A 12,896-nucleotide genomic window follows, 5' to 3' on the forward strand; every position below is an offset into this window, starting at 1 on the left:
TTCCCCGCACCGCGTCTCATATTCAGGCGAGGAATTCGACAACTCCACCGTTTAAGTGGTACATCGCGCCGACAATTTTTAATTTCCCATCTTTCTCCATCGGCGCCAGCACGTTACTCCCGTTTCGTATTGCGTCAATCGTGCGTCGAACATTGGTTTGTGCCACCGCATCGACAAATGCATCATTCTTGCTGCTTCTGTCGCCAGCGTACTGCGTGTCATCCACGGCCGGTCTGATCTTGGCCAGGAGACCAGTCAGGTTTCCCAGTTCAACGTGATCAATCGCGCCCTTGATTGCCCCGCATCCTGTGTGCCCCAGCACCAAGATAACTTTAGCGCCGGCCGCCGCACAGGCGAACTCCAGGCTTCCGATGAGATCCTCATTGACGATATTGCCCGCGACACGCGCGTTAAATGTATCTCCAATTTTCGTGTCAAGGATGATCTCGGCCGGTGCCCGGGAGTCAATGCAACTCAAGATCACCGCCGCTGGATACTGCCCGCCGGCAGTCACTCTTTTTTGTGCCAGATAATCGTGGGGCAGCATCTTCCCCAAACGGAAACGTCTATTTCCTTGCTTAAGGCTCTCGATAATCTGGTCCGGCGTCAATTTGTCTCGCTCGGACTTCGATAGCGCCGCCGCGTAAGCCGATTCAACGCCCCCCATGGTTCCCGCCAGCCCAACGGCTGCGACGCCGAGCGCAGTCTTCAGTACGGTGCGTCTTCCAACGCTGTTGGAGGACGCCGCTGGACAACAGTCAGTCTTCTTGTGCATTTCATTCTCCGCAAACAACCGCAAGGCGATCATTGTTGCCGGCATCACGGAGCTGTCATGCATGGGCGATTCTCTTCGCGCCGGCTGCCGGACAGGCAACAGCAGATCGCCAAGCCACCTGCTTCGCAGCTAGCCCCAAAACACATGGTATTTGATTTGAAGTGAGGTTCCCAGGCTTATAGGACTTTGGTCCCTTGGGGAGGGCGCATCGTCGTTGCGGACGTTATCGCTTCGCTTGTGCAGAAGCGGATGCCGGACTCGCGCGGAAAGTCCTGGGATGAGCCGGCAATTCAGATCTATGTGCCTGAGAGCCAGGCGGGCATGCCGCCTGAATTTCCCGGAGCCGCGTATCGCTTTGGGCACGCAAGAGAACGGGGACGCTCATGGCCTCGGTTCGGCAGCGTCGCTTCCATTCATTTGCCCGGCTGAGCGCGGGCTGTCGATGGATTCAACGAGGTTTTGCTTCCACCGCCGCCGTAGTCCCGCGAAGCTCCCGCAGTCTGTGCAGCGGTCAACTCTTCTCGCTGATGCCCTGAGGTGGCATTGCTATAGCGCTGCGTAATGGCGCCGTTTACGCCGGAGAGCGAATTGCCCTGACCTTGTGCTGAGCCGTAGGCCGTGCTGCCGTGCTGCTGCGAGGCGGCGGCATAGCCACCGTAGCCAGGCGATCCGGAAGATTTGTATGCCGTGAGTTGGGCATGAACCGCGCCCGGCACCAACATTAGAGCAAGAATCGGAGTCATTCTCATGCTACATCCCGGTGGGGTGAAAAAGGGGGGGCAAGCTGGTTGCCTACACCCTCGAGAGAAGGCCAAGGGGCAGTCTGTCGCCGCTATTGATTGTGGTGCGTCGCACCAGTTTCAGTACCCCGCCGTAGGGGGGGCTGAGCGCCTTGCGGGGTGGGCCATATGGCGACGAGGGAGATAGCGCCGGCTGAGCACCCGGAAAGAATCGCATCAAGCAGGGGATTGCCGGGACTTGACGTGATAGCGGGTGACTTCGCCATGCACGTTGGATGCAGGCTGCTACAGGCTGTGCCAGAATCGGGATTTCGATAATGAGGAAGGAATGAAACGATGACTGCAAAGCGCAGCGCCAGTCTGGAGATCCGAAGGCTTTCCCCGGCGGAATGGGGGCAAGCTTTTCCTGTCATCACGCAATTGCGCTCGCTGGATGAAGCCGAGTTCCTGCGCCGAGCGCGCCGGCAATCGCATTCTGGCTACGAGCTTGTTGGCGCCTTTCAAGGCAACGAGCTGATCGGCGTGATGGGGATGCGGCCCGTCCATACGTTGGCGCGTGGGGCACACCTGCACGTAGACGACCTTGTGGTCGATGCGCAAGTGCGCGGCAGTGGTGCCGGTCACGCCCTGATGGCATATGCGGAAGCCGACGCGCGTGCGCGCGAGATGACGGCCGTGTTTCTCGACGCACGGCCGGAGGCCATTCCTTTCTATGAGCGCGAGAGCTATGTCCTCCATCCTGCTCCCTCGATGAAGAAAGTGCTCTGATCCTCCTGGCGGCCATTCCATGGCCAGGCTGGCGTGCCGGGTCCCCGGCGCCAGCCGCCTGAGCATGATCAGCCCCTTATGCTCCTGGGGTCCCGCCCGTAGCTATTCCGCGTACGGATCTGGCCATCCTGACCGTGCACCAGGAGTTCCACCTTCTCGCGTTGTGCAATCACTGTTGCGGCTTCCACCGCTTCTTCCTGAGTGAGGAAGTGCGCTCTTTCGCCCTTTGCTCCTTCGTGGATGATGTCCCACCCGTCGCCATGAGGCACGACGTGTACGTTACGTTGCGGTATCGAATCCATGGTTGTCTCTCTGAGCAGTGCGCTACTGCTGTTTTAGGGGATGCTCTGTCCGCGCAATAGCGGGAGGTGTCCGATACGTCGTCTGGACATCGGCTGTCGCGCTATTTTTCCGGCTGTCCGACCAATACGTCGAGCGGGACGCGCAGCGCCGCCGCCAGGCTCTGGAAAACCTCGGGGCTGCCATCGCGTTTGCGGTTCTCTATCTGGCTAAGGTAGGGCTTGCTAAGGCCTGCCGCTGTCGCCAGCGCATCCTGGGTCATGCGGCGATATTCCCGCCAGGCCTTGACCGGGTTATCCCCGGCGAGTTCGGCGTCCAGGATGGCGGCAGGGATCCGAAAGGCGTTGTCTTGGGCCTTGGCGTGGTCTGGCAGCGAGACATAGTCCGGATCCTGGACCCGATGCTTGATCCGCTCCCACACCTCAATAGGCACTACCGCGAACTCGGGGTGGCCGTCGCGTTCGATGAACTGAATATGGATCATGGCAAGGCACCTCCTCGATGGACGTTCCCGGGCATTTGCGGGCTGGCTTGGCCAGCCGGGCCGATTGCCTGGCGAACGCGATCGTGTGCATCTTCATGTTAGCCATTGCGGCTAACAATTGTGCAAATATTGTTTGCTGGTTGCCGTCGCGCCCGATGCGCCGAGCCCTGATCATTGGCCGGCGTCGCAACCCGTCAACCCACCAAAACGTCCTCGCCCACGATCGCATCAATTTCCGCGTACGGCCAGTCCGGCCCCTCACCCACCTCCAGCTCCAGATCAATCCATGCGCCCTTGATCAACGGGTCGGCTCCCAGCCCGCGTCGCGAAACGACCCGGATCAACCGTCCACCGCGCGCCTGTATGAACTCAGCTTCTGCCTGCGTGGACACATCGGGGACCACAACATCGCGGCCGTCGAGCCGGGCTAGCGTTTGCGCGAGGTACCTGACCAGCACATCCGGATCCATTGGCGCACGGATCCAGGACTCCCGAAGCGCGTGCAGCAACTGGGCGGGGGCCTTGCCGAGCGCCGGGATGACGTCGTTGCGTTTTGCCAGGCCAAAGTGCGTCTCATGGATGCCAGCACAGGCCTGGATCATGTGGCGCAGCGGGGCGTCGAAGGTGATGACGTGGAAGGCGTGGTTCCCGCAGGCCAGGTGGTTCGCAATGAGGTCCTGGCCGGAGCCCGGGCGGCCGCAGAGTCCGATGAGCATGAAGTTTCCTTGGTCGTGCAGCTTCAGGGAAGTCGATGCCATAGATTACCCATGGGTAACTAAAAAGGCAAGCTCATCGGGTAATCGAAATGCTCCCGGGGGGCGTGCGGAGTGCGCAGGGCGGGGTGATACATCCGGCAAGCCGGACACCGCGTCGATCTCAGCTTGCGGACGTCTTCTTGCGTGGCTTGCCGGGTGTTTGTGTGCCGCTTTCGTGAACGGCGTTGCTGGCTTGCTTGAATGCCGTGCTTCTCCCATCGGTCTTCAGCACGCGGGCGGTTTTGGTGTTTTTCTTGTATTTACGCACCGATTGCACGGCTTCGACCTGCGTGATCAATTCGATGGCCGCGAGCATCCTGTCGATGTCTTCGTTGCGCAAGCCATTGATCAGGCGGGCGAATCGGGCGGCGATCTCGGGCGGCAGGGTTTCTTCTTTTGGGGGTGCGGCAGCGTCTTGCGCGTCGCCGTCCAGCCATAGGCGCGGCAGGCCGAGCTTGGCTTCGATGTCGCGTGCGAGAGTTTCGCCGATGCGTTTTTTTCCGGCTTTGCCTGTGTCCGAAAATATGCGGGAGAAGTATGAGGGGTCGCGGTCCAGTCGGTCCGAAAGGCGCGCTATGGAGCCGCCGAACTGTTCGGCCATGATCTGGGCTAGGCGCTGTTGACGCGTGTCTTGAATATCCATGGCCCATTAAACCTGTGCATTACCTGAAGGTAAATTTTCTGTGGGTACTGCAAATTCAATGACTAATAGGTAATTTAATGGGTGGTTTATGCATCAGGGAACGCTTTGAGGCCATTGATGAATGGGTGAGAGGCTGGCCGGGTCACGTGGGTCACGTGGGTCGCATGGGATCCTGCCTGTCCGTCATTGCTGTGGAGGACCGCATCGCCAGTCATCGGCCTGGCGTGGATCAATAACACTCGACGCGGTTGCGGCCGCGTTCCTTGGCGCGGTAGAGCGCCCCGTCGCTGCGCAGCAGCGATAGGTCCGCGCTGGGATCGGTGGCATGCATGAGGGCAATACCGACGCTGACGGTCAGCGTGACGATCTGGCCGCCGTCAAGCATTGGGGTTTCCGCGATCTGATGCTGTACGCGCCTGGCGAATCGTGTCGCCGCATCAAGGCTCGCATCGGGGAGCACCACGGCAAATTCTTCGCCGCCGATGCGGCCGGCGAAATCGTGCGTTTGCAGCGCATTGCGCAGCAGCGCCGCGAAACACCGCAGGGCGTGGTCGCCCATGGCGTGGCCCCAGGTGTCGTTGATGGCTTTGAAGTGGTCGAGGTCAAACGTCAGGACGGCGGCAGGGCGGCTGTCGGTGCGCCGGATCCGGGCGAGTTCCTGTTCGATCCGCACGACGAAGTGACGGCGATTGGGTAGTTGCGTCAGGAAATCGATGGTGGCGAATTCCTGCAGTTCTCCCTCGATGCGCTTGCGCTCGGTCACGTCTGTGATAAATCCGTGCCATAGCGTGCTGCCGTCGTCGAGCCGCCGGGGGCGCGCGTCGCCTTGCCGCCAGCGCAGCCCTTGCCTGGGCAGCTCGACGCGGTACTCGAGGCGCCACGGCGTCAGGCTCGCGGCGGATGCGTGAAGCGAAGCGCAATAGGCTTCCAGATCGTCGGGGTGGATGACGGCATGGATGGAGGCTGTGCTGGCGGCGACCTGTTGCGGCGTGAGTTCATAGATATCGGCGATGCCGGCGCTGGCGTAGGGGAGGAAGGATTCCCCCGTTGGCAGCAGGCGATGCTGGAATACCAGGCCCGGGACTTCGTTGGTCAGGCTGGTGATCAGGTCGACGGTTTGCTGCAGTTCTTCGGAGAGTGCCCGGATGGCCGTGATATCGGTGGTGGTGCCGATCATGCGCAGCGGCTCGCCGTTGCTGCCGCGGCTGACTACCTTGCCGCGGCTGGATATCCATTTATAGCTGCCATCCTTGCAGCGGATCCGGTGGTCCACCGCGTAGCTTTCCGTCTCTTGGTTGAAGTGGGCTTGTATGGTGGCCTGGACGTAGGCGAGGTCGTCGGGATGGACGCGGGTATAGCTGTCTTCGATGCGGTTGGTGATCTCGGACGCTTCGTAGCCGATGATGGCTTTCCAGCCGGCCGAGTAGTGGATGCTGCCCGCCTGGACATCCCGGTCCCAGACGCCCGTGCCGCTTCCCGCGATGGCCAGCTCGAGCCGCTTTTCGTTTCCCTCCAGCCTGCCGGCGTCGTCGTTCAGTTTGCCTTGGGCCAGGTCGCGCTCGATGAGGGCGACCGCCATGTCGGCAAAGTCTTGCAGGAGGCCGCGCTCCACCTGGTCCAGCTCGCGCGATCCGGCGTCGAACAGGCAGAAGGCGCCAAGCTGGCTGCCGCTCGATGTGGTCAAGGGGCACGCCGCATGAAAACCCATGCGCAAGCCGTCGATGAGGATGGGTACGTCGCCGGGATGCGCATCATGGGGCACGTCATGCAGCGTGACCCGCGCAACCGGGACCCTGAAGAGATGCTGTGCGAGGCGTGTCAGCGCGTCAAACCGCTCTTGCTGTAATGCGGCTTTCAGGTTCAGCGGCTTCGAGGCGTCGATGCGGTCATGTCTGGTTTCAGCTTCGGTAGAGGCCCGCATATCCAGGTCAAATGACAATTGACGTTAGCCCGAAAGTATTGCTCGTGCAGCCGGCGCTGCAGTTATGCACGGCTGTGCCAATACTATCAGACGGATTGGCCCGCGGCGGGGTCTGCTAAGCGCTGTCGGTGAAAGGCAACTCTGCCTGTGCCGGCAGCGCAGCCGGCGCCAGTTCTCCCGCGGGTGTCAGCGCGCTGACCCGCACGCCCAGCAATCGGATTTTCCGGTCCAGCGGAACGCGTTTGACGCATTCGGTGGCGGCGCGCCGCAGCTGTGCGGCGTCCGCCGTCGGGGCCGGCATGCTGAGGTCCCGGGTGACGGTGTGAAAGTCGTCGTAGCGCAGCTTGACGCCGATGGTGCGGCCCACATAGCCCTTGCGGCGAAGGTCTTCCGCCAGGCGCTGGCACAGGCCGGTGAAGACTTCAGAGAGGGTCTGGCGGTCTTGCCTGGGGTGCAGGTCGCGCTCGAAGGTGGTTTCTCGGCTCATGGACTTGGGCTCCGAGCTGGTGACCACCGGGCGTTCGTCATGGCCTTGCGCGATCTCGGCTAGCCAGGCGGCGTAGCTGCGGCCGAAATGGCTCTGCAGCATGCCTAGGTCCGCGCTGGCGAGGTCGCCGACCGTGGCGATGCCCAGCGTTGCGAGTTTTTCGGTGGCCTTCGGGCCGATCCCGTTGACCTTGCGCACGGGCAGCGGCCAGATGCGCAGTGGCACATCGCTGGCGGCCAGCAGGGTGAGCCCGTCGGGTTTGTCGAGTTCGGAGCCGATCTTGGCGAGGAGCTTGTTGGGGGCGATGCAGATGGAGCAGCTCAGTCCCGTGGCTTCGCGCACCGCTTGCTTGATGCGAGTGCCGATATCGGCAGGCTCGCCCGGCACGTCGCTCAGGTCGATGTAGATCTCGTCGATGCCCCGGTCTTCGATTTCGCCGGTGAAGGTGGCGACAGCCGCCTTGAACAGGCGGGAGTAGTGCCGGTACGAGTCGAAATCCGTGGGCAGCAGGATGGCGTCGGGGGCGAGCTGCGCGGCCTTCATCATGCCCATGGCGGAGAACACGCCCAGCGCGCGGGCTTCGTAGGTGGACGTTGTGACTACGCCGCGCCCGGCGTAGTCGCGCAGGCGGGCAAAGCGCCGGCTGCCGTCGGGAAGTATCGCGGGTACCGCATTTCGTCCACCACCGATCACCACGGGCCTGCCACGCAACTCTGGGTATCGCAATAGCTCGACCGACGCGTAGAACGCGTCCATATCCAGGTGGGCGATGCGGCGGGGTGCAGATGACATGGCGTCAGTGAGTGACTGTATGCATATACAGTATATCGAATTCTGCCGGCAATACCGCTGCGCCCCGGTCGCTCTACCAGCGATGCACGTAGGTGGCCGTCATGACGATGCCCGCCGCGGGCAGGTGCGAGGTGTTGTTGCTGTTGCGCAGCAACTGGCTGTAGAGCGGGTAGTAGTAGCGGTTGAGCAGGTTCTGAATGCCCACCGTGATGGTGTCCTTCTTGCTGACCTGGTAGCGGCTGATGATGTCCAGCGTGGTGTAGCTGGCCACATCGCGCCGGCCAAAGCTGTCGGCGCCGTTGAGCCGGTAGTCGTGCCCGGCGAAGAAGGTGGCTTGCAGGCGGTGGCTCCAGGCGGGTGTGGGCCGGTACTGCACGTAGCCGGTCAGCTTGAGGGGCGGGATGCGGTAGCCGCTCATCTGCTGGCTCGGGCTGCCTTGCGGGGTTTCGCGGCCGCGCATCCAGGTGAAGGTGCCGCCGGTGCCCCATTGTTCGTTGTCGGACAGGTAGTCGGCGGAGGCTTCCACGCCATAGATGCGCTCGGCGGTGCGGGTCAGGATCAGGCCATTGTTGAAGCTTTGCACGTCGCCCAGGTTGGAGGTGGTGTAGAACACCGCCAGCGAGGTCAGGGTGTTGCCGAAGGCGCCGCGCCAGCCGAGCTCGTAGTTGTTGGTCTTGACCGGCTGCAGGTCGGAGGCGCCGAGATCGAAGCCGGCGCGCGCGTTGCGTACCTGCAGGCCGATGTCGGGCAGGTTGAAGCCCTGGCTGAACGCGGCATAGAGCTCGTGCCCCTGGAGCGGCTTGTACACCACGCCGACATTGCCCAGCAGCGCGGTGTAGTCGACCGAGCCGCCCTTTACCGTGGCCGGCTGTGCCAGGCGCGATTGCGACAGCGGCACGAAATCGTTGAAGCGGGCGTTGGCGTACTGGTAGCGCAGGCCGCCCTCGGCCGACCATTGCGCGTTGAATTTGTGCTGCAACTGGCCAAAGCCGCCCAGGCTGCGCGTGGTGATCTGCGGCATGTAGGTGAGCGTGCCGGTCTTGTTGAAGACGCGGCCACCGCTGGCGTCATAGGCCTTGGGATCGAAGATGTCGATCGGCATGTCGCTGCGCTCTTGCTCGAAGTCCAGGCCCCATACCAGGCGGGTGCGCTTGGCGCTGTCCAGCGGCGTCTTGATGGTGAGGCGGCTGCCGAACACGTCGGAGTTTTGCATGGACTGGTCGACATTGCCGCCGCGCGTGACGACCGCGCGCGCGTCGAAGGGCGTGAAGCGCGTGAAGTAGTCGCGGTAGTAGAGCTGCGCGGAGACCGCGCTGCCTGCCAGGTCCTTGTGCTCATATTCGAGATTGACCAGCGTGTTGCGGATCTGGTTCTGGTCGGCGAGCTGCAGGCCGCTGATGGCGCGTGCGGGCACGCTGCCAGGCGCCAGGCGGGCTACCGATGGGTCGGAGGCGTAGTCGGTGTCCTGTTTGGCGTTGAAATGGCTCACCGCAAGCTGCACGCGCTGCTCCGGCGTCAGGCGCAGGCCGAGCTTGCCGCCGATGTTGTAGTTGTCCGACTGGAACATGTCGCCCTGGCTGGGCTCCGGAGCGACACGCTGGCCGCGCGCATCGTAGGCGCTGCCGATGCGGCGGGCACCGACGTCGAAGGCATAGTCGACCATCCCCTCGCTGCCGGAAACATGCTGCTGCAGCTGGCCGGACATGCCGTCCGCGCGCAGCCGGGACAGCGGCGAGGTGAGTGAAAACGTGGTCTCCGACAGCGGCGGGCCGCCGGCCGGGCGCGTGTTGATGGAGACGATGCCCCCGGTGGCCCCGCCGCCGTAGATGGCGCTGCTGCCGCGCAGGACTTCGATGCGCTCGATCAATGCGGGGTCCACGTTGGCGAGGTTGCGCGCCGAGTCCCGATTGGTGTTTAAGGGAATGCCATCGACGAGGACCAGCATGCCGCGGCCCCGCAGGGTCTGGCCGAAATCGGTCACGGTATGGCTGGAGTCGGCCATGCCGGGAACGACCTTGGAGAGCAGGGTGGCGACGCTGTCGGAGCCGGTCTTCAGTGCATCGAGCTCCTCGCGGTCGATGACCGTGACTTGCCGCGTGGGGCGCATCAGGTCGCTGGAGGTTCGCGAGGCGGTGACTTCGACGGCTTCGAGCATCCTGGCGGCCTCCGGGGTGGGCGCGGCCGTCGTTGCCGGGGTGGCCAACGTCGTGGCGGCGGCGACCGGTGCGGCGGCACCGGCCTGGCCCGCGGGCTGCAGCACGATGCCGCTGCCATTGCGCTGGTAGCGGATGCCGCTGCCCTTGAGCAGCCTATCGAGCGCGGCTTCGGCGGACATGCTGCCATGCACGGCCGGGGCTTGCTTGCCGGCCACCAATGCGGGCGTGAAGAACAGCTGGAGCGATGTTTGGCGGCCGAGCTGCGTGAGCGCGTCGGCCAGCGGCTGGGCACGGATGTCGATCGCCACCGGCGATGGCAGGGCCGGCTGGGCAGTTGCCGGCGTGGCAACGGCGCCGATCAGCGCGGCGGCCATGGTGGCCATCAAGAGGGGCCTGGCGCGTGCGTGGCGGGCCGGGATCTGTTGCTGCTTCTCAGGATATTGCTGGTTCACGTCGGGTCTTCTCGGAGAGGCCGGATTGGCATAAAGGCACGCAGGCCCGCGGTGCGCGGGCACGTTCCGGGAGAAGACGAAACGCGCAGCAAAAACCTGAATCTAGCGCGAAAATATTTCCGTGCTGCCGTCGGGCAGGGTGCGCACGCCCACCGGCAGGAACTGCGGCAGGGCGGCGAGCAGGGCATCGGTATCGTCGGCGCGGAACACGCTGCTCAGCCGCAGCGCGCCGGTGCCGGCGTCGCGGATCCTGACCGGGCTGTGCCGATAGCGGGAGACCTCGGCGGCTACCAGCGACAGCGGCTGGTCCTTGAACAGCAGCTTGCCTTCGCGCCACGCCATGGCGGCGCCGAGATCGACCGCCGCCGCGGGCGCGACCCGGCCGTCGCCGGCAATGTGCGTGCCAAGGCCGGCCGACAGGCGCGCCGCAGACGCAGCCGCGCTGCGCCCTTGTACGCCCACCGACCCGGATTCGACCGCGACCGTGACCTCGGCACCGTCCCGGCGCACATCGAAGCGAGTGCCGGTGACCGTGACGCTGCCACTGCCGGCATCGACCACGAAGGGTCGCTCGTTGGCGTGGGCGACCTCGAACATGGCCTCGCCGTCGGCCAGCGTCACAGTGCGCTGTCCGGGCTCGAATCGTACCGATAGCCGCGTGCGCGTATTGAGCTCGACGACGGAGCCGTCGGGCAGCGTCACGCGTTGCCACTCGCCAGGCGCGGTGCTGAAGCTGGCTGTGAAGTGGCTTGCATCGCCGGCCACATCGGTAGCCGGGCCGGGCGCGGCATGCTGGCTCATGAGCCAGGCGGCGCCAACGGCCACCGCGCAGAGGCTGGCCAGCATGGCGGCGCGCAAGGCAGGTCGCGATCTCCGGGCGGAGGCGGCCGGTGCCGGGTCTTGCGCCAGGGCGCGCAGGCGCTCCGGGTCGAGCGCGCCTGCCACTTGCCAGATGCGCTCCAGCGCGGTGTATTCCGCCCGGTGCATAGGGCTGGCGTCGAGCCAGGCCGCCATCTCAATGCGTTCCTGCTCGCTGAGCGAGCCAGCGCGCACGCGCGCAAACCAGCGTGCCGCGGCTTCACGGGGAGCGTCCGGCGGCGGCGTGATTGGCGTCATCGGCGTGCGGCCCCAGGGAGGGGCGTGGGCAAGGAGGAGGGGGCAGGAGCCGGGATCAAGGCGTGGTACTCAATGGGGTGCTTGCGGGCCGAGCCGGTCGCGCAGATGGCGCATCGTGCGGATCATGTGTTTTTCGACCATGTTCTTGGAGACCTGAAGGCGCTCGGCGATCTCTTGCTGGGAGAGCCCTTCAAGGCGTTGCCAGACAAAGACCTGACGGCATGCCAGCGGCAACTCCGCCAGCGCTTGCTCGAGCGCGGCGGCGAGCTGGATGGCGTGGAGCGCGGCTTCGGGATCGCCGGAGCTTGCGTGATGCGTGTCGATGCTGTCAAGCGGGAGCGTCTGCCGGCCTCCCTCGCGCCGGAAGGCATCAATGGCAAGGTGGCGGGCGGTCTGGTGCAGGTAGGCACGGGGATGCTCGGGCGGGCTGTCCTTGCGCTCCAGCACCTTGAGCAGCGCGTCCTGGGTCAGGTCCTCGGCATCAAAGCGATTGGCGAGCTTGCGAGTCCAGGTGCCAACCAGTTCTTCGTAGTAGGCGAACAAGCCAAACGCGCGCGAGGGATGTGACGGCATGGCGTGCGCGCGGTTGCGGGTGGTTGCAAATGCGACGTATTATCATTTGCGCGGGCAATGTTCGTCAATAGCTACATTGAGTGGCGCCATGGCGCATCAATACGGGGCTGCAATACGGAGCTGCAATACGGAGCAGCAACATGGCGCCCGCCCGCCGGCGCGAAAAAAAAGCCCGCGAATTGCACGGGCCATTGAAAGCGCAGCCGGTGTAAGCGGATCCGGCTGGCTCGCGATTGTCGCAATGGACGCCGGAATGTCTTTCCCCTCTGGCGATGGGATCAGCGGAGCAGGAAGGCGATATCGTCGACGCTGATCTGCGCTGGCGCGACGCCGCGGCGCTGCTGGAAAAGGATGTGCTGGAGGACCTGGCGGCGCTGCCTGGCGAAGACGGCCAGGTCGATGGGAATGCCGGCCCGGGCGTAATGCTCGACCAGCAGCTTGTAGGCACGGTGCCGCATCTGCAGGGCTTGGCCTTCGGCGCGCAGTCGGCCGGTGTCTTCGGGCGGTGTTACCTCGGCCTGGCGCAACGCCTCCATGGCGGCGGCGTGCATGTCGCGGTAGCGGTCCAGTTCGGTTTGCGTGGCGTGCAAACGCTCGCGCAGCGCGCGGACCTTGCGCTGCAGCTTTAATGTCATGCCAACGCCGTGCTCGATGAGGGCGACGGTTTCCAGCGCGTGGCTGGCTGCGGCGATCGTGTTTTTCCAGATGCCCCTGTCCGTCACCTCGACGTCCGGCGCCCACCCGTTGCTGGCTCCGCGCAAGCTTTTCATAAGACCCCTTGGCCCTTGTGTTGATGTCCGGCGGACAGCTTTATGGTTGCCGTCCTGTCCTGGACCACGGAGATCCTGCCACCGTGGTTGTGATGCGAATCGTACGGTCTGGCCGTGCGCGGGCGAAGTAGAAGATGCTTAGATCTGGTTTTCCCGGCAGCTAT

General features: G+C 64.1%; 13 protein-coding genes. 1 reads left to right on the forward strand and 12 read right to left on the reverse strand.

Annotation, left to right across the window (positions count from 1 at the left end; all coding sequences use genetic code 11):
- Window positions 1–22: 22 nt before the first annotated feature.
- Both AB4061_RS03115 and AB4061_RS03120 read right to left on the reverse strand, forming a co-directional pair.
- The gene (locus AB4061_RS03115; RefSeq protein ID WP_441630912.1) at window positions 23–775 is read right to left on the reverse strand and encodes a carbonic anhydrase family protein; all 753 of its coding nucleotides are present in this window, start codon (window positions 773–775) and stop codon (window positions 23–25) included.
- A gap of 413 nt (window positions 776–1,188) precedes the next feature.
- Window positions 1,189–1,524 (reverse strand): hypothetical protein, encoded by a 336-nt coding sequence (locus AB4061_RS03120; RefSeq protein WP_441630786.1) that lies wholly within the window; start codon window positions 1,522–1,524, stop codon window positions 1,189–1,191.
- A gap of 327 nt (window positions 1,525–1,851) precedes the next feature.
- On the opposite strand from AB4061_RS03120, the gene AB4061_RS03125 reads away from it, so the two are divergent.
- Complete coding sequence (locus tag AB4061_RS03125) at window positions 1,852–2,283, forward strand: GNAT family N-acetyltransferase (protein ID WP_441630788.1); 432 nt, start codon at window positions 1,852–1,854, stop codon at window positions 2,281–2,283.
- Between the two features lie 68 nt (window positions 2,284–2,351).
- Here the strand turns inward: AB4061_RS03125 and AB4061_RS03130 are convergent, their stop codons facing one another.
- From AB4061_RS03130 to AB4061_RS03175, 10 genes are all read right to left on the reverse strand, one after another.
- Entirely contained in the window at window positions 2,352–2,585 is a 234-nt protein-coding gene (locus AB4061_RS03130) for a DUF2188 domain-containing protein (protein WP_174424498.1), read from the reverse strand.
- A 101-nt stretch (window positions 2,586–2,686) separates the two neighbouring features.
- The gene (locus AB4061_RS03135) at window positions 2,687–3,067 is read right to left on the reverse strand and encodes a helix-turn-helix domain-containing protein (protein WP_441630789.1); all 381 of its coding nucleotides are present in this window, start codon (window positions 3,065–3,067) and stop codon (window positions 2,687–2,689) included.
- 194 nt (window positions 3,068–3,261) lie between these two features.
- On the reverse strand, window positions 3,262–3,783 hold the full coding sequence (locus AB4061_RS03140; RefSeq protein WP_441630791.1) for a hypothetical protein: 522 nt from the start codon (window positions 3,781–3,783) through the stop codon (window positions 3,262–3,264).
- Window positions 3,784–3,943: 160 nt separating this feature from the next.
- On the reverse strand, window positions 3,944–4,465 hold the full coding sequence (locus AB4061_RS03145; RefSeq protein WP_441630793.1) for a hypothetical protein: 522 nt from the start codon (window positions 4,463–4,465) through the stop codon (window positions 3,944–3,946).
- Window positions 4,466–4,694: 229 nt separating this feature from the next.
- Window positions 4,695–6,386: a sensor domain-containing diguanylate cyclase gene (locus AB4061_RS03150; protein ID WP_441630794.1), complete on the reverse strand. Its 1,692-nt coding sequence runs from the start codon at window positions 6,384–6,386 to the stop codon at window positions 4,695–4,697.
- Window positions 6,387–6,501: 115 nt separating this feature from the next.
- Complete coding sequence (gene dinB, locus AB4061_RS03155) at window positions 6,502–7,665, reverse strand: DNA polymerase IV (RefSeq protein ID WP_441630797.1); 1,164 nt, start codon at window positions 7,663–7,665, stop codon at window positions 6,502–6,504.
- Between the two features lie 73 nt (window positions 7,666–7,738).
- Window positions 7,739–10,195 carry a TonB-dependent receptor gene (locus AB4061_RS03160; RefSeq protein ID WP_441630914.1) on the reverse strand — a complete coding sequence of 819 codons (2,457 nt, stop codon included), beginning with the start codon at window positions 10,193–10,195 and terminating at the stop codon, window positions 7,739–7,741.
- 180 nt (window positions 10,196–10,375) lie between these two features.
- Window positions 10,376–11,389, reverse strand: a complete 1,014-nt coding sequence (locus AB4061_RS03165) for a FecR family protein (RefSeq protein ID WP_441630799.1) — start codon at window positions 11,387–11,389, stop codon at window positions 10,376–10,378.
- Window positions 11,390–11,458: 69 nt separating this feature from the next.
- Window positions 11,459–11,962, reverse strand: a complete 504-nt coding sequence (locus AB4061_RS03170; RefSeq protein ID WP_416048292.1) for a sigma-70 family RNA polymerase sigma factor — start codon at window positions 11,960–11,962, stop codon at window positions 11,459–11,461.
- 278 nt (window positions 11,963–12,240) lie between these two features.
- A complete protein-coding gene (locus tag AB4061_RS03175) occupies window positions 12,241–12,732 on the reverse strand; it encodes a hypothetical protein (protein ID WP_441630801.1) in 492 nt (163 codons plus the stop codon).
- Between the last annotated feature and the right edge of the window lie 164 nt (window positions 12,733–12,896).

The organism is Cupriavidus sp. YAF13, from assembly GCF_052113425.1.
In the GTDB taxonomy this organism is placed as follows: Bacteria; Pseudomonadota; Gammaproteobacteria; order Burkholderiales; family Burkholderiaceae; genus Cupriavidus.

Excerpts from the sequence above, each read along its gene's own strand:
- AB4061_RS03115 (WP_441630912.1), bottom strand. The coding sequence starts at position 775 with ATGCACAAGAAGACTGACTGTTGTCCAGCGGCGTCCTCCAACAGCGTT.
- AB4061_RS03120 (WP_441630786.1), bottom strand. The coding sequence starts at position 1,524 with ATGAGAATGACTCCGATTCTTGCTCTAATGTTGGTGCCGGGCGCGGTT.
- AB4061_RS03125 (WP_441630788.1), top strand. The coding sequence starts at position 1,852 with ATGACTGCAAAGCGCAGCGCCAGTCTGGAGATCCGAAGGCTTTCCCCG.
- AB4061_RS03130 (WP_174424498.1), bottom strand. The coding sequence starts at position 2,585 with ATGGATTCGATACCGCAACGTAACGTACACGTCGTGCCTCATGGCGAC.
- AB4061_RS03135 (WP_441630789.1), bottom strand. The coding sequence starts at position 3,067 with ATGATCCATATTCAGTTCATCGAACGCGACGGCCACCCCGAGTTCGCG.
- AB4061_RS03140 (WP_441630791.1), bottom strand. The coding sequence starts at position 3,783 with ATGCTCATCGGACTCTGCGGCCGCCCGGGCTCCGGCCAGGACCTCATT.
- AB4061_RS03145 (WP_441630793.1), bottom strand. The coding sequence starts at position 4,465 with ATGGATATTCAAGACACGCGTCAACAGCGCCTAGCCCAGATCATGGCC.
- AB4061_RS03150 (WP_441630794.1), bottom strand. The coding sequence starts at position 6,386 with ATGCGGGCCTCTACCGAAGCTGAAACCAGACATGACCGCATCGACGCC.
- dinB (WP_441630797.1), bottom strand. The coding sequence starts at position 7,665 with ATGTCATCTGCACCCCGCCGCATCGCCCACCTGGATATGGACGCGTTC.
- AB4061_RS03160 (WP_441630914.1), bottom strand. The coding sequence starts at position 10,195 with ATGGCCGCCGCGCTGATCGGCGCCGTTGCCACGCCGGCAACTGCCCAG.
- AB4061_RS03165 (WP_441630799.1), bottom strand. The coding sequence starts at position 11,389 with ATGACGCCAATCACGCCGCCGCCGGACGCTCCCCGTGAAGCCGCGGCA.
- AB4061_RS03170 (WP_416048292.1), bottom strand. The coding sequence starts at position 11,962 with ATGCCGTCACATCCCTCGCGCGCGTTTGGCTTGTTCGCCTACTACGAA.
- AB4061_RS03175 (WP_441630801.1), bottom strand. The coding sequence starts at position 12,732 with ATGAAAAGCTTGCGCGGAGCCAGCAACGGGTGGGCGCCGGACGTCGAG.